We start from the raw sequence: 18824 nt of genomic DNA, 5'->3' as shown, positions 1-18824 counted from the left end.
CTGCTTCACTCCATCTTTCATTATGCTGATTTAGAAATTTCACTTAATGCTTCACCGGCTTTTCGATCTGTATCTTTCTCAACGGAAAGATCGCCTAACGCAACAATACCGGCAATTCGTTCGTTTTCAAGAATCGGTAAACGGCGGATTTGGTGCTCTGACATAAGCTGACCCGCTTCTTCAGCAGACATTTCAGGATGGCCGGATACGATGTCAGCGCTCATGATGTCACTTGCTTTTGCATCCATCTGATTTTCAGCTAAGCATCTCGTCACAATATCTCGATCAGAAACAATCCCCTGAAGTGTGCCATTTTCACAGATTGGAATAGAACCGACATTGGAGTCTCTCATCTTCTTCGCTAGTTCAGTCATTGAAGCGGTTGGTTCACTGCATTCTACATTCTTCGTCATGATGTCTCTTATTTTCATTTCCATTCCTCCTTTACCGTGTTCTATTTATCCTTTATCCGCTGCACAGAAAATGAAACATCCTACAGTGTTCGCCTTTTCTTTTTCTTCTTACGTTCCTGCAGCATATCTCCCGTCCAGCCCTTTTTCTTCAGATACAGGTAGATCAGGACCGTAGAGGTGATAATCAATAAGAGGGAAAAGAGATATCCGTATTTCCAATTCAGCTCAGGCATCACTGAAAAGTTCATCCCCCAGAGGGCACCCAGTGCTGTAATCGGCGTAAAAAGCGTCGTAAAAATGGTCAGCGCTTTTACAATTTCATTTCCCCTGTGAGAAGTAATGACTTCCTCTGAATGCAGCAGATTGTTAAGCTCCCCTTCAAATTCGCTGATGTATGTAAACCCCCTGTCAATTTTGAGGTGTGTCCGCTGATAATCCTTTTTTCCTTCATTTTGAGGCAAAAAGGTTTCATTCAACGCCATTTCAATTTTTTTGGCGCTTAGGATTAAGTTTTTCCAGATCATCAGCTCATGGCGCAGGAGATGGACGCGGTTTAAAATGCTTTTGCTATTGTCGTCTTTGATTTGCCATCTGAGCTTTCTTAGCTTTACTTCAAATTCATCAACACCGATTAAATACGCATTCATTAATTCGCCGAGAAGAATCAAAAATCCCTCTATAGCATTGTCCGCTCTTTCCATTTGTTGGACAACTTGTTTTCCCTTAATACCTTTCAAAATCGAAAAATCAAAGTTAATTGTAAAAAAATATTGCCTGGTAATATAAAAGTGAAAAACGGTATGGTCTTTTTCCTCACCCAGCCCTTGATCATATACAATCGAGCCAAATACCGCTTCATTTTCTGTTTCAGTCGTGTCTACGCGCAAAAAATTAATATGGTGATTATTTTCAAACCACTTTTCACATTGAGGCCAGTGAGAAAAATGGATCAGATCTCTTGCCTTATTTCTTTCCTGAGGCCCCATTTGGTACCAAAACCAATCCTTTCCCGTATGTGCCTTCATGTCAAGCTCCTCCAAACTTTTGTTCTTTTATTCTTTAATTGCCCAAGAAAGGCATCGCTAAACCAGTTGGCCGCTTCAACTCATGTTTGATGAGCATTTTCCGGTGGTATGGAATGTAGAAAGACATCGGAAAAGGGAGGTGCATGCCTTCCTTGGAGAAGGCAGTTGTTTTGGAATTTATCAATTTACTAGCAGTCGCTATTCTCATTTTGCTAACAGGATTTTTTGTCGCCGTAGAATTTTCAATCGTAAAAGTGCGGCGATCCAGAATTGATCAGCTTGTCGCAAAGGGAAAGAAAAGTGCTAAAGCGGCAAAGCATGTCATCACTCACCTTGATGAATATTTATCAGCCTGCCAGCTGGGCATTACAGTTGCAGCTTTAGGACTGGGCTGGCTTGGGGAACCGACCGTGCAAACCCTGCTTCGGCCGCTTTTTCATAAAGCAGGCTTAAATGAATCGCTTACCCACCTTCTTTCACTTGTTATCGCCTTTTTAACGGTGACGTATTTAAATGTCGTCATCGGGGAGCTGGCGCCAAAGAGTTTCGCCATTCAAAAAGCAGAAAGCATTACCTTGATGCTTGCCAAACCGCTTATCTGGTTTTATAAAATCATGTTTCCATTCATTTGGCTGCTGAACCACTCTGCCCGGTTGATTACAGGGTTGTTTGGGCTGAAGCCGGCGTCAGAGCATGAGCTGGCATATACGGAGGAAGAGCTGCGGGTTCTTTTGGCAGAAAGCTATAAAAGCGGTGAAATCAGAAAAAGCGAGTTAAAATATATGAATAATATCTTTACCTTTGATAAACGAATGGCAAAGGAAATCATGGTGCCGCGAAATGAAATGGTCAGTTTGTCACTTGATGAAGACTCCATTCCAAATCTGCAGGAAACAGTGAAGCAAACAAAATATACACGGTACCCAGTTGTCAGAGAAGATAAAGATAATGTCATTGGCGTAATCAATATGAAAGAAGTGCTGTTTTCAATGCTGACGAAAGATTTCTCACTCAAAAAGCAGCAAATTGAACCTTTCATTCAGCCTGTTATTCACGTTATTGAGACAATTCCTATTTATAAATTACTGCTGAAGATGCAAAAGGAACGCACTCATATGGCGATCCTCATTGATGAATATGGCGGGACTTCCGGTTTGGTTACTGTCGAGGATATTATCGAAGAAATTGTAGGAGAAATCCGTGATGAATTTGATGCCGATGAAGTGCCTCATATCCGCGAGCTCGGAAAGAATCACTACTTATTAAATGCAAAATTATTAATCAGCGATGTGAACAACCTGCTTGGAACAGATTTATCAGACGCAGAAGTGGACACCTTAGGCGGCTGGTTTCTGACACAAAACATAGACGCCGAGCCTGAAAGTGTCATTGAATATGATGGTTACTCTTTTAAGGTAAAGGACATCGACAGCCATCATATTTTATTTATTGAAGTTAAAAAAGCTGAATAGCCCGATGGTGGCTGTTCAGCTTTTCCAAGAATGAACATGGCTGATTATTAAACGGTATATCATGACTCTGCTATCTTAAATCCTTTATTGGCCAGGGCTTTAGCAAGACTTTGCTCGGTTTTTACATTCGAAAAATCCAGACCCAGCTTCACCACAGTTTGGGCAATTTCCGGCCTGATTCCTGAAATAATCGTCTCAATTCCAAGCAGCTTGGTGCTGTCAATCACTTTAAAAATTTGATAGGCCACCATTGTATCGACGATGGGAACGCCCGAAATATCTAAAAATAAATACGAGAGCTTTAACGCTGAGCACTGTTGCAGCACCGACTCCAAAATTGTCCTCGCTCTGTACGTATCAATTTCACCAACAAGCGGTAGAATCCCTATCCCGTCAGAAATCGGCATAATCGGCGCACTCAATTCATTAATCATTTCCTTTTGCGCGTTTAATTGGATCATGGTGACCTGGTGATATTCTTCAGTAAACACTTCGATGATCTCATCAATGGTTTGATTCAAAATCTGGCTCCACTCATAAATGTCCTGAATACTGATTTCTTGAGAAGAGGCTTCGCTGAATTTCTGAAGCCATTCAAAAATGATGTGTCTAAAAGCGTTAAACTGGCCGACACTTTCTGTTACACTCACTTCATGAACGGCACGGTCTCTGGCGCATTGAAGAGACCATTGATTGAGCTCATCCTTTACATCTTCTGCTTTACTAAGGGATTTCGCCACGATGGTCACTAATGATTCATGCTGGTCTTTTAACTTTTGTTCTAATTTTTGCTGATCTTTAACGGAATACAGCCAGCTTCCCTTTGACGAGCAAGTTTCCAGCCATTGTTTGATAATATCTTCTTTGTGCTCTGTTACATGCTGATCAAGAGCTATCATCTTAATGTGCTACCTCCTATTTTTTCAAAAAATATATGCTTCATATGTATAACGCGTCTGCCTTTACACATACTATGTTTACATTCAATGGGCTATAGCCAAGCGGTAAGGCAATGGACTTTGACTCCGTGATCGTTGGTTCGAATCCAGCTAGCCCAGTTTCTGAACAGGTGAAAAACCGAAGATAAGCTGATTCATATAATCAGCGGATCTTCGGTTTTTCATCATGCAGATTGATGAACCGTTTTCTTCTTCGATAACTTCAACAGTTCTCCCGGATTATAACCGATCACCAGCTTTTTGTTGTCCACAAGAATTGGACGCCGCAAAAGCTTCGGCTTCTCGACTAAAAGTTCAAGCACTTCATTTACCGTCATCTCTTCGATGTTTAAATTTAAATTTTTGAAGGTCTGGCTTCTTGTCGCTAAAATTTCATCAATTCCTTCTGTCGTTAACGATAAAATGTACTTTAATTCTTCTACTGTCGGGGTCTCTCTAAATAAGTGCCGTTCGTTAAATTCAATTTGATGCGCTTTGAGCCAATGTTTTGTTTTTCGGCATGACGTGCAGCTTGGATATGAGTAAAAAATTAATTGTTCCATTCGTTTTTTTCCTCCTCAGTTAACCATCTCTTTGTAGAATAACTACCCGGATCATTTTTTCTTTAAACCATTTACAGAACTTTTTTTCGGATTATTTTTAAAAACCATTCATATAATAGAAAACGCAATCAAAGGAACAAATTCCATTTGTATAACAATAATGAAAATGTTTACATTTATAGGTGTGATCTATTATAATAACAGTCAGAGAGACTCTCGGGAGGGGATAAAAATGAATCGCATGTTCCGGGTGTTAGGATTTTGGACGGGAATTTTTGCAGTCATGTTTTATTTGGGTGATATGAAAGATGCTTCCCTTTTATTTTTTGGACAGACGATCTTATTTGTTTTTCTATCGTATTTGAATTTGACTGAACGCACGTATATTTATATTTTTGGCGCTTATTTAACGATTTTCTTCGCCGGCTTTACATATTACTCGATTTTCATTATGCCCGGCGGCGGAGGCCATTAAATGCAAAAAGAGACAAACCTTATCGGTTTGTCTCTTTTTTTACAATGAAAACCCATTTAAAAACGGATTTTGATCCTGCTCAGTCCGTACGTCTGTTTCAGGACCGTGGCCGCTTAACACCAGCGTGTGCTCCGGCAGCGTAAGCAGTTTTTCATGGATAGACGTCAGCAGCGTTTCTTGATCGCCGCCTATTAAATCCGTACGCCCTATGCCGCCTTGAAACAGGACATCTCCGGAGATCACCAAGTCTGCATCCTTCACGTAGTACGAAACACTGCCTGGCGAATGTCCCGGCGTAAATAATGTTTCCAAATGAAACGGCCCGATATTCAGTTCACCGTCTCCTTCAATCAGATGATCTGCAGGCTTAGCTGTGACTTCTATCCCCCGCAGCATGCCGGAGCCGTTTAAAGAGGCATCCGTAAGCCAATTCTTTTCATTCTGATGCAGGTAAACAGGGATATCCCATTTTTCCCTCACTTCATCTAGCGCCCCTATATGGTCAAAATGGGCATGTGTAAGCAAAATGGCTAAAGGCGTCAGCCCTTTTTCTTTTATGTATTGATTGATTTTATTTCCTTCGCCGCCCGGATCAAAAATCAGGCATTGATCATCATTGATGAGAAAATATGCGTTCGCTTGAATCGGCCCTACTGGCATCCGTCTCCATTTCACTTGTATCACCTCTTTCTTTTCTATGCTCCTATTATGAAGGTTTTTGAAAAAAGATTCAAACAATCGCAATGAAAACGCTATCGACAAACATATAAAAAACAGGTAGAATAAAAATGGAAAGAATTGCAGGTTTTTCAATGTAAAGGGGGCTGCGTAATGTTACTTGTCGTGATTTTCGGCCTTGTCGCTCTTTTCGCTTTATGGGGAGTCTTGCGTTCTGTTAAAAATAAAAATATACTTGGCTTTTTATTAGCCGGCGCCACCTTATTTGTCTTTGGCTGGTTTACAGTGATGACAGTAATAAACAGCGGCTATCCAACCGCACATTAAAACCTGTATCCGATCGGATACAGGTTTATTTTTATTGCTATAAATGTTTATTGACACTTTCTATTTTGCTTTCAAGCGTTGTTTTTTTGTCACGCCTGTCATCGATACGGATGTTCGTTGCCACTCTGTGCAGCCCTTTTTGAAACGGTGCTTCGTGAATTGCCTGAATGACTGTGAAAAGGTCACTGAGTTCTCCCTCGATCAGCGTATTCATCGGTGTCAGTTGATATTTGATTTTTCCTTCAGCTTGATATCCTTCTAAAATCTTTTGCACATCGGCCACGTAAGCACTCACACTAGGTGTTTCCGTACCGATTGGGATAATGGTTACATCTGCAATAGCCATTGTTATTTCATCTCCTTTTGATCAATGATGAGTTGCTTCATTTCATGTGATTTCAATAAAATGATCTGCTCAAAATGAAAGCCGTATAAGGCATATTTCCCGTTCGGAGATATTTGAATCGGCTCCATTTCCGGCAAAGTGAAAAGATCTTTTGCCTTTCCCGATGCCACATTGACAGCTGCGAGCTTATATGCATCGCCGCTTTCTTTAAACGTATAAAACAGGCCTTTTGCTTCATCATAGTCATACTCCATCGGGGCCAAACTTGTATATTTCGTTTGGAGCGGCCATTCCGCTGTAACAGGCGATTTTGTTTGCGGCGTTTTAAACTGATACGTCCCTTTTTCTCCGGCAGCTGATTTGACAGTAAAACTCATTTGATGGAAAGAATCAAAGAAGAGAACGTCATCCTCGAGCTTCTGCTCCGTTTTAGAGACTGTATCGAACGTATATAATGGCCCTGACTTATCGTCTCTTCCCTCTTTTACATAATTAAATGTGTTTTTGGAGGTCCAATGAATAAACGGAACCTGTACCGGACTTAAGGAAGATTCGTCTTTTTTGGCATCCACCTGATATGTATGAAAGTCCCATTTTTCAGAGAATACCGTAACCATCATTTGATAAGGATCATACTGATTCCAAGCAGCCTCGAGCTCATACGTTTCGTATTCTTTTTGGTAAAGCGTCTCTCCTTTTGCATTAAGCAAAACCACTGCTGTCTTTTGGCTGTGCGTGACTTGCAGCAAAACCATCTGCTTCCTCGGGTTGATTTGAACATCAACGATTTGGCCATCCGTCCGATAGAGCTTTTTCGCTTTGCCTGTAAAGATGCGGTATGCAAAAAGCTCCGTTTTCGTAGGATCGGACGCTGTATATAAAATTGTGCTGTTAGTAAGCCAGCCTTCCACTCCCTCTGCTTTTTCCGCAGAAAGCGGAGTGATGTCTATTTCCTCATCTTTTGCCGCCGATGCCTGTTTTTGCTGCTGATGAGATGGTTCGCATGCCGATAAACTAAACAGCAATGCTGACAGCAGAATGAAACAAAATGATCTCATCAGCCTTCCCCTCCGATCATCTTTATTGTCGCATATTTTCTGCGGCATAAAAAAGAAAAAGTTTCAGTTACTCATGAAAAAATAACGCCCTCCATAAAATGCCGTTTGTCGCGTTATAAATATGTGTAAACTGCTTAAACGGCAAAGGGTTTTGACCTTTTCCAAGTTCCACCGTATACCCTTCTTTAAAATAATGGTGAATAAACCAATCGCGAAATCCCGCATAGCTGTCAATATCCCTTACTCCTTTATAAATGTTCCCGCTTAACTTCTCAAAATCCTTTATGACAGCAGCAGATTCTTCAGGTTCAAGGCCTTTATAGCCCCAATAAATTTCTTCCCCCTGTGTATGGAGGGCCAGCAGTCTGTCAGGCGGATTCACCGTTATCAGCCGGTACATCGCAATGGATTCCGGCTCCGTAAGCGGAGAGATTCCCGGAAAATCACGGTAGCTAGGTGCTGTCGGTTTGCGGTATTTTTCAATTTCCCATAACGACGGAAATTGTTTATTTAAATCGACCCCGTTTATGTTTGCCTTCCATTCATTAAAATTCGGACGATGATCATTTAGCCTTTCAAGCTCTTCTTTCCTGGCTTCCATGCCTTCTGATCCGTTCAAGACAAGATCAACGCCATCTGGATTGACAAGAGGAACGAGAGACAAGGATGTGCTGCTGAACAGCTTCATGGGAGAAAAGCCGAAGAAAGGCGAGTTGCAGCATAATGACATACAGTATTCCTTAAACCATTTTAGCAGGACAGATGTTGTGATCCACTCATTTGCATGAAATGAGGCGTTCATATGGACCTTTTTTGCGGTATGCTCTCCTCCAGCCTTCAGCTCCCAGATCGGCCTGCCGAGTACAGAACGGCCGATTTCCCGGCATGAGACAAATGGAAACACATCAATGATCTTCTTTACTTCCTTTTCTACAGCTGAAAAATCATAGACTTTTTCTTGCTCCACCCAGTTATCAGAAAGGTCCAGCCGCCGAGGCTGTAAAAAGCTCTTTATGTCCTGAATGGTTTGAAGCTCCTTATCGTTATGTTCTTCTATAACATAACCAGGACAAAACAATTGATGTTTTTGTGCGGAGCGATTTGCACATCTAAGCAGCTCCTCGTCTATCTTCAGCTCTCTCGCCACTCTGGCCAAATTGTGCTTGATCTCAGGTTTCACCGTAATAAACGCCATCATCATCCCCCTTTTTTGTTACTATATGACAGCGTGTTTTAAAAAAGAAAGCCTCCCGCTACTTTGTGCGGGAGGCTTTATGATTACGATGCCTGATCAAGCATTTGTTTTTCATTTCGTTTTGACGAATTGTCCAGCCTTTTCTGATCATAAAATCGTAACAAATCTCCATATATGATTTCATCAGAAAGTAATAGCTCCTGTTTCGCTTTATCAGCAAATGCTTCACATTGTTTTGCCTCTTTTAACGGCTGTCCGGTCTCTTTATCATAACAAGCACCGTCAGTATATACGACCTGATCAGTGATAAAGCTCCCGTCCCGGAGCACCGTAAAGTCAAGTTTTTCACCCGAAAGCAGATCGTTTCCGAATTGAATTTGATCTTTCGTATCAATCCCTAAAAGGTTCATCAGCGTCGGCCTGATATCAATCTGTCCGCCTACTGTTTCAAAGGTTTGCGGTTTTTTATCGGTAATACCGGGAATATGAATGACAAGCGGCACTTTTTGGAGCTGAACTTCTTCAAATGGTGTAATCTCTTTCCCTAAAAATTGCCCCATCGCTTCATTATGGTTTTCCGATATACCATAATGGTCACCGTATAATACGATAATAGAGTTGTCGTATAACCCGTCTTCTTTCAGCTTTTCGATGAACCGTTTCAGCGCCTCATCCTGATAGCGCACTGTCGGGAAATATTTGTTTAGTGTCTGGCTGCTTGAATCGTATTCATCAATCAATTTATCCTCTTCATCAAGATCAAACGGGAAGTGGTTCGTAAGAGTGATCAGCCTCGAATAAAACGGCTGAGGCAGATTTTTCATCAGCTCTGAAGATTGCTCAAAAAATTCTTTATCCTTCAGACCCCAGCCGACTGAATTTTTGTCAGTTACTTCATAGGAGTTAATATCAAAAAACGAATCATATCCAAAAGAGTCGTACATTAAATCCCGATTCCAAAAACTTTTATTATTAGCATGAAGCACAGCTGAATAGTAACCGTTGTTTTTCAAAATCTCGGGTGCCGCCATGTATTGGTTGCCCGCATTTGTAAAAAACACGGCGCCTCGTCCAAGCGGATACAGTGAATTGTCCACGATAAATTCAGAATCTGATGTTTTCCCCTGGCCGGTTTGGTGGTAAACATTATTAAAGTTGTAGCTCTTTTTTATAAAGTCATTCAGAAAAGGCGTGATTTCTTCTCCATTCACCTTTTCATTGATCACAAAGCTTTGCGTCGACTCTAAGGATACGAGTATGACGTTCCTTCCTTTTGCAGCGCCGAATAAGCTTTTGTTGGCATCTTTCGCATTAGCAGTTACGTAGTTTTCAATTTCCGTCAGGCTGTTGCTGTCAGCCAATGCCCTTTGTGCGGACTGCTTTGACTGAAGAACACCGTCGTAAATATGAAAATTAAACAGGCTGATATTTTTAACAAGCATTTCCCTGTCAAATGAGCGTGTCAATAGCTGAGGTCTTTCCGCCTCAGACAAGCCCAGGTTGAAGAAATAAACAGAAGCAACGAACAGAAAATATGCCGCCCGTTCATTTTTCGTGGAAGGAATGTCCGATTGGAAAGCTTTTTGCCGGATGTGCAGCCATAGTAATACCGCAATATCTACAGCCAATAGGAGGTCTGTCGGCTCAAGAAGTGTTCCGATGCTGCTGCCGAGATCACCCATATTGCTCGTTTGAAAAAGAACAGGGATCGTTAAGAAATCATTGTAAAAACGGTAAAAAACCATATTAGCCAGCAATACAAACGTGACAAGACAGCTCATCGCGATAATGTAGCGATTTCTGTTTTTGCCTTTTAAAAACAGGCTGAAGCCAAAGATGAGCAACAAAAAGCTCAATGGGTTGATAAACAAAATAAATTCCTGCGTTAGATTGTCAATTTTAATATGAAAACTGGTTTTGTAAACAGCATACGTTTTCAGCCACATCAATAAAATGGCAATCAGCATAAATGAAATCTTCGAAAAAAACGTTTTTCGCATTTCAACCTCCTATGCAGCACGCTCAAAAAATCAGTCTATTCCCAACATTCTCATTAACACATCAAATTAAATCTTAACCTGAACATAACAAAAAATCAATTTCATTTACACAATTTTAACAATTTTGGTGTTTCAGCCATTCGTTTTTAGCGATCCAAGCGCCTCCGATAACGCCGGCATCATTTCCAAGTGCTGCAATTGAAATATCAGCAGCTTCGGCTGCCCGCGGAAACGCGCATTTGCGGAATGTTTTCTCGACTTTTGATCTCAGCAGTTCGCCGGCTTTCGATACGCCGCCGCCAATAACGATTTTTGACGGGTTAAGCGAGCTTGCCAAATTTCCGAGCACCAAACCAAGGTGCTTGGCTACATAATCCACCACTTCAAGGGCCATTTCGTCATTTTCACCCGCTGCTTCAAATACATCCCGTGCTGACAATTGTTCAGTTGCTTTTAAACGTGTCGTCTGCCTAGCATTTGCTATTTTCTCTTTTGCAATTCTTACAATTCCGGTTGCCGACGCAATCGTTTCGATACAGCCCGTTTTGCCGCAGTTGCATGGTGCTCCGCCTTCAGGAATGCTGCAAATATGGCCGATTTCCCCGCCGGCGCCATTTATGCCATGTACAATTTCACCATTTACAATAATGCCGCCGCCAACTCCTGTGCCAAGCGTCACGAGAATGACGTCTTTCGCGCCGTCACCCGCTCCCTTCCACATTTCTCCGAGCGCAGCAATATTCGCGTCGTTTTCTATAACAGCCGGGATGCCGGTTTCTGTCTCCAGATGGTTCTTTAAAGCATAGTTTTTCCACCCCAGATTTACCGTTTCATAAACGACTCCTGCCGCCATATCTACAGGGCCTGGTGCGCCCATTCCGATGTATTTGATGATATGCTTCGGTTTTTGCAGCTCATCCAGCTTGCTATCGATTGTTTTTGCGATTGTAACGGTAATGGTGTCGCCGGTTTTATCAGTCGGGACTTCCCACTTATGCTGAATTTCACCATATTGATTAATAAAAGCGAGTTTAATCGTCGTTCCTCCCAGATCAATGCCCGCAAACCATATCTCGTCCATTTTTATCACCCTAGCCTTTACATATATCTCTTCCGTTTTTTTGTTTGTTCCAATTCTTTTCGAAGGACAGCTGCCGCTTTGGCCCACTGCTCCTTCTCAATCATGTGGTTCATGTATAATTCCTTTAATTCATCGAGCATAAACTCAATTTCAAGCTCTCTGTCTCCAAAGTAAACAATGTGGCCAAACGTTTTTAACAGCTGCTGCACATCATATAATGTATTCATTTTCCTCACCATTCTTAATCTTAACTATTTAAGCGTATTCATATGGAAGCGGCCAGTCAAGAAGAAAACGCTGACAAAAAAGCCAGCCTCCCTCCTTAGGCATATTCCGCTTCCTATGATTCTTTATTATTTCCAATCTGCTGCTGAAGCTCTTTGTACCGCTGCTCCTTCGGCTTAAGTTTTACAGCCGACTTGATAGCCTCTTCTGCTTGACCAAGCTCATTTTTTTCCGCATACAGAAAGGCTAAATTGTAATATGAGGCATGATCTTTAGGTTCTTTTTCCACGACTCTTTCCAAAAGGGAAATCGCCTGATCATATTCGCCGATTTGAATATCAGAGACAGCCAAGATTTTCAAAAGATCGACTGAGGCATCTTTTTGCTCCGCTTCTCCGTTCAGCAATTCCGTTACTTCTTCATACTTTCCTTCCTGATACAGCTCACTTGCCTGCTGAATCAGCACTGACTCCTGGCGGGAAGGCGAATGCAATCCGTAATATAAAAACCCGGCCGCCAAAGCAATCAGCAAAACCGCTGACAACAATCTTTTTCCAAAGGCTCCGGCTTTGGGCAATCCAAGTGCGGCAGCTGCGAAAAAGCCGCCAATCAAGCCGCCAATATGTCCAGAGTTATCAATATTCGAAACTGCAAAACCGAAGCCAAGATTAATGATAATAATGACAATAATATTGGTTCCAATGGTTCTTAAAAACATTTTCCGATTTGACAAAGCTACATACAGCAGTGCGCCTAAGCATCCAAATATGGCTCCTGAAGCGCCCGCTGAAGGATACGGGCTGAACACAAAGCTCGCGATTGAACCCGTAATGCCAGCCGCCAGATAAATCAGCAGAAATCTGCCCGAGCCGTACATCCGCTCAACTGCTGTACCAACCGACCATAAAGCAAGCGTATTAAAAGCTAAATGCGCTATGCCAATGTGAAGCACGATCGGAGTCAGGAGCCGCCACCATTCTCCGGCTGCAATCAGACTGTTTTCCTTTGCCCCAAAAGAGACCAGCGTCTGCGTATTTGTGCTGCCCCCGTTTAGTTCAAGCAAGAAAAACATTAAGACCTGAAGCGCGATGAATACATATGTAAAAATTGGTTTTCCGTTTTGAAAAACCGCCGCTTCATTTTTTCTCTGTTCTTCTTGTTTCAGTACGAGCGAAAGGAAGCGTTCTCTCGCCATTTGCGCGTCTTCAAACGAATCGCGGGCTTCTGTACATTCTTCTGCACGAAATGATGGGAAAACAGCTTGAAGGTCATCATGAAGCATGGTTCCCCTCACGATTGCCGGGTCAACTAAGACAGGTCCCTTCTCAAAAGGCTTTTCGGCGATCTCTTCCCAGTCATCAACAGGGGCTTCCGCTGAAAAAAATACATTCAGCAGCTTCATCTTGCGTCTGCCAAGTTGCTTTCTGACTTGTTCTACTCGTTCAGCCTGCTCTTCGATATCTCTTGCCATTTCTTGCCGGAAATCAATATCATGTTTATAAAGGCGAACCAGATCATAAGAAGACTTGTCCGGTGCTTCCAGCCATATTTCACCTGACTCACCGGCTTGTATGACGCCATACCCGCTATTCACTAGGTGCTCCGCAGTTTTCCAATATGTATACTCCAACAAATACATGTTTACCGCTCCAATGGTTTTTTTTCATTATAACAGCTGGCGCTCCGAACGCCTACTGAAAGCAAAAAATCCCGTTTTCACGGGATTTTAGAAAGCTTGCTGTATAAACTTATTACGGATAAACGGAATTCTTAAAAAGAAATGGATAAAAGACCGCCTGATACCCGGCTGGCTGAGTACGGTATTCATAAGACGGTAGCGATTTTGATAAAACATAACGGCAGAAACAGCAAAAATGGCATAAATCATAAGTTTTTTCATCTTATCCCTCCTGCCAATAGGGTTTGTCATTCTTTCTTATTTATTCTTGAATAATGAGCAGGAGTTATGAAAAACAAGACATGATCCGATCCTCTGTTATCAGCTTATGTACCGGGATGTCATGCGGCAGACGGGGGACGTGTGCAAACAGCTGGCACCCCAAAAGCAAAGAGACTGTCTTCCCTTTATAATCGCTTAAATAACGGTCATAATAGCCGCCGCCAAAGCCTATCCTAAACCCATCAGTATCAAAACAAACACCCGGAACGATCATCAAGTCAATTTGCGATCGTTTCACTTCTTTTGTTTTTTCAATCACCGGTTCAAGAAGTCCGGCGTAAACGGTTTCGAGCTGATCATCCGTCTGATAGGTGCGAAATTGCATTTTCTTCGTGTCCGGGTCACATTTTGGAATACAAACTTGTTTCCCTTCTTCCCAAGCCTGCTCAATGACGGGGCGCGTCGGTATTTCCAGCCCTCTGGAGATGGTGACGGCAATGGTGCTGGCATTTTGCCACTCCGGCAGTGAAAACAAATGCTTGTACATACGTGCTGTTTTTTGAAGAAGATCTTCACTTGATACAGCAGATAGTGCCTCCATCGTCTTTTTTCTTAATTGTGATTTCATCTCTCATCCCCCTCGAAATAGAAAAAAAGCCAGAACCTTTTTCAAAGCTCTGGCTTTTTTCTTACACCTTAAACAGCTAGGCTGTTATTTTGTTTCACGGTGTAACGTAGATTTTTTATCACGTGGGCAATATTTTTTAAATTCAACGCGGTCTGGATTGTTGCGTTTGTTCTTTTTAGAAATATAGTTACGCTCACCACATTCAGTGCAAGCCAAAGTAATATTAACGCGCATTATTTTCCCTCCAAACTAAAATCATTTACTTATTCAGACTTATATATAATACCACTATAATGGACGGAAAGCTAGGCTGTTTTTCAATGAATTGCTGAATTATTGATGATACGCTTATAAAGCTGCAAATATGATTCCGTAATAAGCCGGGGATGGTGAAGTTTGATCACTTGTTGTCTGCCGGCATCTTTTATCCGGCATGCTTTTTCCCGGTCTATTAATAACCTGTCCAGCAGAACAGCCGCTTCCTCTGCACGCGTAAAATCAACGGTGATTGCCGTTTTGTCATGAACCGAATAGTCACAAAAACCGCCCGATGGAGAAACAGCAGTCAGCACACCTTGTTCCATGCTTTCTTGCGCGGCAAGCCCAAACGGCTCATAAAAACTAGGGAATACAGCCATTTCACAGTGAGACAGAAACGCTCTGATGTCTCTTCTGTGCAAAAACGGCAGGAACATGACACGGTCCTTCAAGTTCAATGCCTTAGCCAATTTCTCATAGGAGGACAAAGACGGCCCTTCCCCAGCCAGCACCAAATGCAGGTCAGGCTGACGCTGCCTCAAGATAGCAAACACCTTTAACAGCCGAGAAAACCCTTTTTCCGGAACAAACCTTCCAAATGAAAATAGGAACCTTCTATTCATGCTCTTTGGTATTTTCCCCTTTTCTTCTTCCATAGATGCAGGGCTTGGGATAACGGATATTTTTTTACCTGCTGTCTTATCAATAGACCGTTTCATAAAAGTGCTTAATACAATCAGTGCATCAGCAGATTCTATAAGGAGCCGTTCGGTCTGCAGTCGGTATGGGTGCGGTGCTTCTTGGCACGCCTTCTTCCTTTCGCTTTCAAGACCATGGATTGTCGCAGCAAGTGGAAGACCAAGCTGTTGTTTCAAATAATGAGCAGCAGGGGCTGTCATGTCGTCATGAGCATGAATCAGATCAAAGCGTTCATTGCAGGATAACATATGCTGAACCATTGCAAAGTTGGCATCAGCTATGAAATCTTCAAACTGCGCATATGAAAACAGCTTCCTGCTTGGAGTGCAAACCGTTATGTTGATATGCGGTTTTAAATAGGAAATGAGACGGTTTAAATGGACCCCGAGCCCGCTTTTCGGCTCATGAGGATGTTCTAGAGTCAGCATGAGAACGTTCATCGTTCTTTTTCCCCTCTCCCATAACAGGTGTAAGCAGAAAATTGCTTCTCCCATCTGGTGTGCCCGTCCTCAATCTGAAAGCTGTTTATATCGCTAACCCCATTTTCCGCAAGATAGATGTCCTCTGTATCGGCGAGCTTGAGCGTCACATTCATAGAATTAACGATTCTGTACTCAGCCCGATATACAGCATCACCAGCCAGCTGTCCAATCGTCCATTCCCCTTTATCATATGTTGTGCGATTCGTCCTGACAGCTTCGATGCCTTTTCTTTTGATGACAATGCGCAATTCTTTTATCATATCCTGCGTTTTTTCGAAAAGCACCGCTTCAGCCAGCCGCATTGTTTCTTCTGAGATCTCCCAGCGTACGGTCAAGGTGTGAGCGTTTTGAATAATCATGTCGAATGTGTCCCTAAAAAAAGAAAGCCTATGTCGTATATTATAGAGAAATGGATGTTTATCCATAGACTCCTAACATTCTCCTTTCCTATCGTTCACTCGGTGTCCCTATTAAACCATTACATAGCGAGGAAGCAAAGAAAGATTTCTCGACAAAATCTCGTTTTTTTCGCGAATTCCTTTAGAATCCATTGGTTTTATGGTATAAAAAAGAAGGATAAAAAAAGAATAGAAGGTGATGAAACGTGGAAATTGCTATTATTGCGTTGTTTATCGTCAGTATAGCGCTAATTGCATTCTCATATTCTCAAAGAGATCCGATGAAAGATGTAGAACAGGAGCTCGAAACACTGCAGCTTTCTGCGATGCAGGAAATTTACAAGCTCAAAAAGAAAATGACAGTGCTTGAGGAAGAATTACTGGAAACAAACCTTGTCATCCGCAAATCAAAGCATAGCGACATCAATCAAAAGATCGCCAAACAAATACTTTCTAAATATAATAACGGCATGTCCGCTGAAGCGATTGCTAAAGCTGAGCATGTATCAGTGGAAGACGTAAATACGATTATCAAAGATAACGAGAAGGTGCTCGTATGACAAAACGGGGCATTCAGGCATTTGCTGGCGGCATTATTTTAGCGACGGCCGTTCTCGCAGCTGTTTTTTATCTGACAGACGAAGATCAGGCCGCTGCTGTAAAAGAAAGTAAAACAGTAACCGAACAAGACGTGAACAATTACCTTGATTCTAAAAAAATGGTTTCTGTTAACCGTGATGAATATCAAAAACTTCTAGACTCAAAAGAGAAATCCTTGAGCAATGACAGCAGCTCAGGCACGAAAACAGACAAAGTAAAAACGTACAAGCTCACCATTAAAGATGGCATGAGCACTGCAGATGTATCAGATATTCTTGAAAAAGAAGGCATCATCTCCTCGGCTCAAGACTTTAACGACTATGTCATCGATGCCGGCTATCACAAAGAAATCCGCGCCGGAGAGTTTAAAGTAAAATCAGACATGAGCTTCAAAAAGATCGTAAAAACGTTAACACGATAAAAAAACAGGCTGACTGTCAGCCTGTTTTTATTTACCCAAACTTTCCTGTAATGTAATCGAGAGTTCTTTGATCCTGCGGGTTTGAGAACATTTTATTGGTATTGTCGCATTCAACAAGCTCGCCCATGTAGAAAAAGGCGGTTTGATCAGAAACCCTTGCTGCCTGCTGCATGTTATGCGTGACGATTACAATGGTATATTTATTTTTCAGCTCAAGAATGAGTTCTTCAATTTTTCTCGTTGAGATTGGATCCAGTGCAGATGTCGGTTCATCCATCAGCAAAATATCAGGATTTGTCGCTAGCGCTCTGGCGATACAAAGACGCTGCTGCTGGCCGCCTGATAACGAAAGAGCGGATGAATGCAAACGATCCTTCACCTCATCCCATAACGCCACGTCTTTTAATGACTTTTCCACAATGTCTTGAAGCTTCTTTTTATTTTTGGTGCCGTGGACTCTCGGTCCGTAAGCGACATTATCAAAAATGGATTGCGGAAACGGGTTCCCTTTTTGGAATACCATGCCGATATTTTTTCGTAAATCCACGATATCCACTTTATCCTTTAAAATGTTGCTGCCATTATAGTTCAGCTCACCTGCAAGCTTTACATTCGGCGTCATTTGAATCATTAAGTTCAGTGTTTTGATGAAGGTTGATTTCCCGCATCCTGATGGCCCGATGATCGCCGTGACCTCGTTTTCATGAATGCTCAAATTGATATTTTTTAAGGCATGATTCTGTCCATACCATAAGTTCATTCCATTGACTTGATAAACTTCCTGTTTCATTACAGCTTCGGTAGCAATACTCATTGCCGCCCTCCTATCCGAATTTCCCGTTAATATAATCCTCTGTTTTTTGCTGCTTCGGACTTGTAAAAATCTGTTCAGTCTGTCCGTATTCTACAAGCTCGCCGTTTAAAAAGAACGCCGTCCGGTCAGAAACCCGCAGAGCCTGCTGCATATTGTGCGTGACAATAATAATCGAGTATTCGCTTTTCAATTCTGTAATTAATTCTTCTATTTTTGCATTTGAAATCGGATCAAGCGCTGAAGCTGGTTCATCCAGCAAAAGAACAGCCGGCTTCATCGCAAGCGTTCTCGCGATGCATAAACGCTGCTGCTGGCCGCCTGATAATGAGAGTGCAGATGAATGCAAACGGTCCTTCACCTCAGCCCAGAGCGCTGCTTTTGTTAAGCTTTCTTCCACAATCTCATCTAAAACAGCTTTATTCCGCTCTCCGGCATATTTCAATGCATGTGTGATATTGGCATAGATCGATTTCGGAAATGGATTCGGTTTTTGGAAAACCATTCCGATTTCTCTTCTTAAGCTGACAACGTTAATATTGCTGCCCAGTATATTTAGTCCTTCATAAAGGATTTCACCTTCAGCTCTTGCAGAAGGAATTAAATCATTCATTCGGTTAATATTTCTCAAAAAAGTAGACTTTCCGCATCCTGACGGCCCAATCAAAGCGGTCACCGCGTTCTTTTCAATATCCATATTCACGTGGTGAACTGCTTGTTTATTTCCGTAAAATATAGACAGATCTTTCACTTCAAGCACGTGGCGCTGCTTCGGAACGAAAACAGCACGCTCAGGCTTTTCTTTTACCATTTGTTCAGACATGTTTTTCG

The 18824-nt window shown here is 42.1% G+C and carries 23 protein-coding genes, 1 tRNA gene and 1 pseudogene; 6 read left to right on the top strand and 19 right to left on the bottom strand.

From position 1 onward, the window contains the following. Positions 1–20: 20 nt before the first annotated feature. Positions 21–431, bottom strand: coding sequence for a CBS domain-containing protein (locus LWH95_RS12540; RefSeq protein WP_133486952.1), 411 nt, complete (start codon positions 429–431; stop codon positions 21–23). Between the two features lie 62 nt (positions 432–493). Then, positions 494–1438 carry a magnesium transporter CorA gene (gene corA / locus LWH95_RS12535; protein ID WP_003236968.1) on the bottom strand — a complete coding sequence of 315 codons (945 nt, stop codon included), beginning with the start codon at positions 1436–1438 and terminating at the stop codon, positions 494–496. A 143-nt stretch (positions 1439–1581) separates the two neighbouring features. On the opposite strand from corA, the gene LWH95_RS12530 reads away from it, so the two are divergent. After that, on the top strand, positions 1582–2910 hold the full coding sequence (locus LWH95_RS12530) for a hemolysin family protein (RefSeq protein ID WP_148981976.1): 1329 nt from the start codon (positions 1582–1584) through the stop codon (positions 2908–2910). A gap of 59 nt (positions 2911–2969) precedes the next feature. Here LWH95_RS12530 and LWH95_RS12525 read toward each other — a convergent pair whose 3' ends face one another. Further along, on the bottom strand, positions 2970–3809 hold the full coding sequence (locus tag LWH95_RS12525) for an STAS domain-containing protein (RefSeq protein WP_148981977.1): 840 nt from the start codon (positions 3807–3809) through the stop codon (positions 2970–2972). An 88-nt stretch (positions 3810–3897) separates the two neighbouring features. Between LWH95_RS12525 and LWH95_RS12520 the strand changes: the two genes are divergently transcribed. After that, positions 3898–3968: transfer RNA gene (locus tag LWH95_RS12520), tRNA-Gln, on the top strand. Positions 3969–4033: 65 nt separating this feature from the next. Here the strand turns inward: LWH95_RS12520 and mgsR are convergent. Further along, complete coding sequence (gene mgsR / locus LWH95_RS12515) at positions 4034–4411, bottom strand: transcriptional regulator MgsR (protein WP_019258896.1); 378 nt, start codon at positions 4409–4411, stop codon at positions 4034–4036. Between the two features lie 232 nt (positions 4412–4643). On the opposite strand from mgsR, the gene LWH95_RS12510 reads away from it, so the two are divergent. After that, complete coding sequence (locus LWH95_RS12510) at positions 4644–4886, top strand: DUF2626 domain-containing protein (protein ID WP_148981978.1); 243 nt, start codon at positions 4644–4646, stop codon at positions 4884–4886. Between the two features lie 39 nt (positions 4887–4925). On the opposite strand, the gene LWH95_RS12505 is transcribed toward LWH95_RS12510, so the two are convergent. Beyond that, the gene (locus LWH95_RS12505) at positions 4926–5561 is read right to left on the bottom strand and encodes an MBL fold metallo-hydrolase (protein WP_003236978.1); all 636 of its coding nucleotides are present in this window, start codon (positions 5559–5561) and stop codon (positions 4926–4928) included. A 156-nt stretch (positions 5562–5717) separates the two neighbouring features. On the opposite strand from LWH95_RS12505, the gene LWH95_RS12500 reads away from it, so the two are divergent. Next, positions 5718–5891 carry a DUF2759 domain-containing protein gene (locus tag LWH95_RS12500; RefSeq protein WP_003236980.1) on the top strand — a complete coding sequence of 58 codons (174 nt, stop codon included), beginning with the start codon at positions 5718–5720 and terminating at the stop codon, positions 5889–5891. 37 nt (positions 5892–5928) lie between these two features. Here LWH95_RS12500 and LWH95_RS12495 read toward each other — a convergent pair whose 3' ends face one another. The 12 genes and pseudogenes from LWH95_RS12495 to LWH95_RS12440 all read right to left on the bottom strand — a co-directional run bounded on the left by LWH95_RS12495 (position 5929) and on the right by LWH95_RS12440 (position 16188). Then, entirely contained in the window at positions 5929–6237 is a 309-nt protein-coding gene (locus LWH95_RS12495) for an MTH1187 family thiamine-binding protein (protein WP_003236982.1), read from the bottom strand. A 2-nt stretch (positions 6238–6239) separates the two neighbouring features. Continuing rightward, positions 6240–7295: a hypothetical protein gene (locus LWH95_RS12490; RefSeq protein ID WP_232919694.1), complete on the bottom strand. Its 1056-nt coding sequence runs from the start codon at positions 7293–7295 to the stop codon at positions 6240–6242. A gap of 67 nt (positions 7296–7362) precedes the next feature. After that, positions 7363–8493 carry a M14 family metallopeptidase gene (locus tag LWH95_RS12485; RefSeq protein WP_232919722.1) on the bottom strand — a complete coding sequence of 377 codons (1131 nt, stop codon included), beginning with the start codon at positions 8491–8493 and terminating at the stop codon, positions 7363–7365. A gap of 80 nt (positions 8494–8573) precedes the next feature. Next, positions 8574–10490, bottom strand: coding sequence for an LTA synthase family protein (locus LWH95_RS12480; RefSeq protein ID WP_088112433.1), 1917 nt, complete (start codon positions 10488–10490; stop codon positions 8574–8576). Between the two features lie 115 nt (positions 10491–10605). After that, complete coding sequence (gene glcK / locus LWH95_RS12475) at positions 10606–11571, bottom strand: glucose kinase GlcK (RefSeq protein WP_003236990.1); 966 nt, start codon at positions 11569–11571, stop codon at positions 10606–10608. Positions 11572–11581: 10 nt separating this feature from the next. Then, a pseudogene (locus tag LWH95_RS12470) lies at positions 11582–11798 on the bottom strand (YqgQ family protein). A 113-nt stretch (positions 11799–11911) separates the two neighbouring features. Continuing rightward, complete coding sequence (gene yqgP / locus LWH95_RS12465) at positions 11912–13435, bottom strand: rhomboid protease YqgP (RefSeq protein ID WP_232919693.1); 1524 nt, start codon at positions 13433–13435, stop codon at positions 11912–11914. An 87-nt stretch (positions 13436–13522) separates the two neighbouring features. Then, positions 13523–13696 (bottom strand): hypothetical protein, encoded by a 174-nt coding sequence (locus LWH95_RS12460; protein ID WP_003236997.1) that lies wholly within the window; start codon positions 13694–13696, stop codon positions 13523–13525. 64 nt (positions 13697–13760) lie between these two features. Beyond that, positions 13761–14324: a 5-formyltetrahydrofolate cyclo-ligase gene (locus tag LWH95_RS12455; RefSeq protein WP_232919692.1), complete on the bottom strand. Its 564-nt coding sequence runs from the start codon at positions 14322–14324 to the stop codon at positions 13761–13763. Between the two features lie 84 nt (positions 14325–14408). Next, on the bottom strand, positions 14409–14558 hold the full coding sequence (gene rpmG, locus LWH95_RS12450) for a 50S ribosomal protein L33 (RefSeq protein ID WP_003153056.1): 150 nt from the start codon (positions 14556–14558) through the stop codon (positions 14409–14411). An 83-nt stretch (positions 14559–14641) separates the two neighbouring features. Further along, entirely contained in the window at positions 14642–15721 is a 1080-nt protein-coding gene (locus tag LWH95_RS12445; protein ID WP_232919691.1) for a glycosyltransferase family 4 protein, read from the bottom strand. After that, a complete protein-coding gene (locus tag LWH95_RS12440) occupies positions 15718–16188 on the bottom strand; it encodes a hypothetical protein (protein ID WP_232919690.1) in 471 nt (156 codons plus the stop codon). The genes LWH95_RS12445 and LWH95_RS12440 overlap by 4 nt, the downstream gene beginning before the upstream one ends. A gap of 179 nt (positions 16189–16367) precedes the next feature. Here LWH95_RS12440 and LWH95_RS12435 point away from each other — a divergent pair, with 179 nt between their 5' ends. Next, the gene (locus LWH95_RS12435) at positions 16368–16721 is read left to right on the top strand and encodes a hypothetical protein (RefSeq protein WP_003226272.1); all 354 of its coding nucleotides are present in this window, start codon (positions 16368–16370) and stop codon (positions 16719–16721) included. Beyond that, positions 16718–17182, top strand: coding sequence for an endolytic transglycosylase MltG (locus tag LWH95_RS12430; RefSeq protein WP_232919689.1), 465 nt, complete (start codon positions 16718–16720; stop codon positions 17180–17182). The genes LWH95_RS12435 and LWH95_RS12430 overlap by 4 nt, the downstream gene beginning before the upstream one ends. A gap of 31 nt (positions 17183–17213) precedes the next feature. Here LWH95_RS12430 and pstB (LWH95_RS12425) read toward each other — a convergent pair whose 3' ends face one another. Together pstB (LWH95_RS12425) and pstB (LWH95_RS12420) are read right to left on the bottom strand one after the other, a co-directional pair. Further along, positions 17214–17996 (bottom strand): phosphate ABC transporter ATP-binding protein PstB, encoded by a 783-nt coding sequence (pstB, locus tag LWH95_RS12425; RefSeq protein WP_003237005.1) that lies wholly within the window; start codon positions 17994–17996, stop codon positions 17214–17216. 10 nt (positions 17997–18006) lie between these two features. Next, a complete protein-coding gene (gene pstB / locus LWH95_RS12420; protein WP_232919688.1) occupies positions 18007–18816 on the bottom strand; it encodes a phosphate ABC transporter ATP-binding protein PstB in 810 nt (269 codons plus the stop codon). Positions 18817–18824: the final 8 nt, after the last annotated feature.

The organism is Bacillus sp. G16 (assembly GCF_021282335.1).
GTDB lineage: Bacteria > Bacillota > Bacilli > Bacillales > Bacillaceae > Bacillus > Bacillus inaquosorum.
This window is presented reverse-complemented; position numbering and strand designations above follow the sequence as displayed.

What these genes read in the sequence shown, in the direction of transcription:
- LWH95_RS12540 (WP_133486952.1), bottom strand. Translation starts at nt 431, where the DNA reads ATGAAAATAAGAGACATCATGACGAAGAATGTAGAATGCAGTGAACCA.
- corA (WP_003236968.1), bottom strand. Translation starts at nt 1,438, where the DNA reads ATGAAGGCACATACGGGAAAGGATTGGTTTTGGTACCAAATGGGGCCT.
- LWH95_RS12530 (WP_148981976.1), top strand. Translation starts at nt 1,582, where the DNA reads ATGCCTTCCTTGGAGAAGGCAGTTGTTTTGGAATTTATCAATTTACTA.
- LWH95_RS12525 (WP_148981977.1), bottom strand. Translation starts at nt 3,809, where the DNA reads ATGATAGCTCTTGATCAGCATGTAACAGAGCACAAAGAAGATATTATC.
- mgsR (WP_019258896.1), bottom strand. Translation starts at nt 4,411, where the DNA reads ATGGAACAATTAATTTTTTACTCATATCCAAGCTGCACGTCATGCCGA.
- LWH95_RS12510 (WP_148981978.1), top strand. Translation starts at nt 4,644, where the DNA reads ATGAATCGCATGTTCCGGGTGTTAGGATTTTGGACGGGAATTTTTGCA.
- LWH95_RS12500 (WP_003236980.1), top strand. Translation starts at nt 5,718, where the DNA reads ATGTTACTTGTCGTGATTTTCGGCCTTGTCGCTCTTTTCGCTTTATGG.
- LWH95_RS12495 (WP_003236982.1), bottom strand. Translation starts at nt 6,237, where the DNA reads ATGGCTATTGCAGATGTAACCATTATCCCAATCGGTACGGAAACACCT.
- LWH95_RS12490 (WP_232919694.1), bottom strand. Translation starts at nt 7,295, where the DNA reads ATGAGATCATTTTGTTTCATTCTGCTGTCAGCATTGCTGTTTAGTTTA.
- LWH95_RS12485 (WP_232919722.1), bottom strand. Translation starts at nt 8,493, where the DNA reads ATGATGGCGTTTATTACGGTGAAACCTGAGATCAAGCACAATTTGGCC.
- LWH95_RS12480 (WP_088112433.1), bottom strand. Translation starts at nt 10,490, where the DNA reads ATGCGAAAAACGTTTTTTTCGAAGATTTCATTTATGCTGATTGCCATT.
- glcK (WP_003236990.1), bottom strand. Translation starts at nt 11,571, where the DNA reads ATGGACGAGATATGGTTTGCGGGCATTGATCTGGGAGGAACGACGATT.
- yqgP (WP_232919693.1), bottom strand. Translation starts at nt 13,435, where the DNA reads ATGTATTTGTTGGAGTATACATATTGGAAAACTGCGGAGCACCTAGTG.
- LWH95_RS12460 (WP_003236997.1), bottom strand. Translation starts at nt 13,696, where the DNA reads ATGAAAAAACTTATGATTTATGCCATTTTTGCTGTTTCTGCCGTTATG.
- LWH95_RS12455 (WP_232919692.1), bottom strand. Translation starts at nt 14,324, where the DNA reads ATGAAATCACAATTAAGAAAAAAGACGATGGAGGCACTATCTGCTGTA.
- rpmG (WP_003153056.1), bottom strand. Translation starts at nt 14,558, where the DNA reads ATGCGCGTTAATATTACTTTGGCTTGCACTGAATGTGGTGAGCGTAAC.
- LWH95_RS12445 (WP_232919691.1), bottom strand. Translation starts at nt 15,721, where the DNA reads ATGAACGTTCTCATGCTGACTCTAGAACATCCTCATGAGCCGAAAAGC.
- LWH95_RS12440 (WP_232919690.1), bottom strand. Translation starts at nt 16,188, where the DNA reads ATGGATAAACATCCATTTCTCTATAATATACGACATAGGCTTTCTTTT.
- LWH95_RS12430 (WP_232919689.1), top strand. Translation starts at nt 16,718, where the DNA reads ATGACAAAACGGGGCATTCAGGCATTTGCTGGCGGCATTATTTTAGCG.
- pstB (WP_003237005.1), bottom strand. Translation starts at nt 17,996, where the DNA reads ATGAGTATTGCTACCGAAGCTGTAATGAAACAGGAAGTTTATCAAGTC.
- pstB (WP_232919688.1), bottom strand. Translation starts at nt 18,816, where the DNA reads ATGTCTGAACAAATGGTAAAAGAAAAGCCTGAGCGTGCTGTTTTCGTT.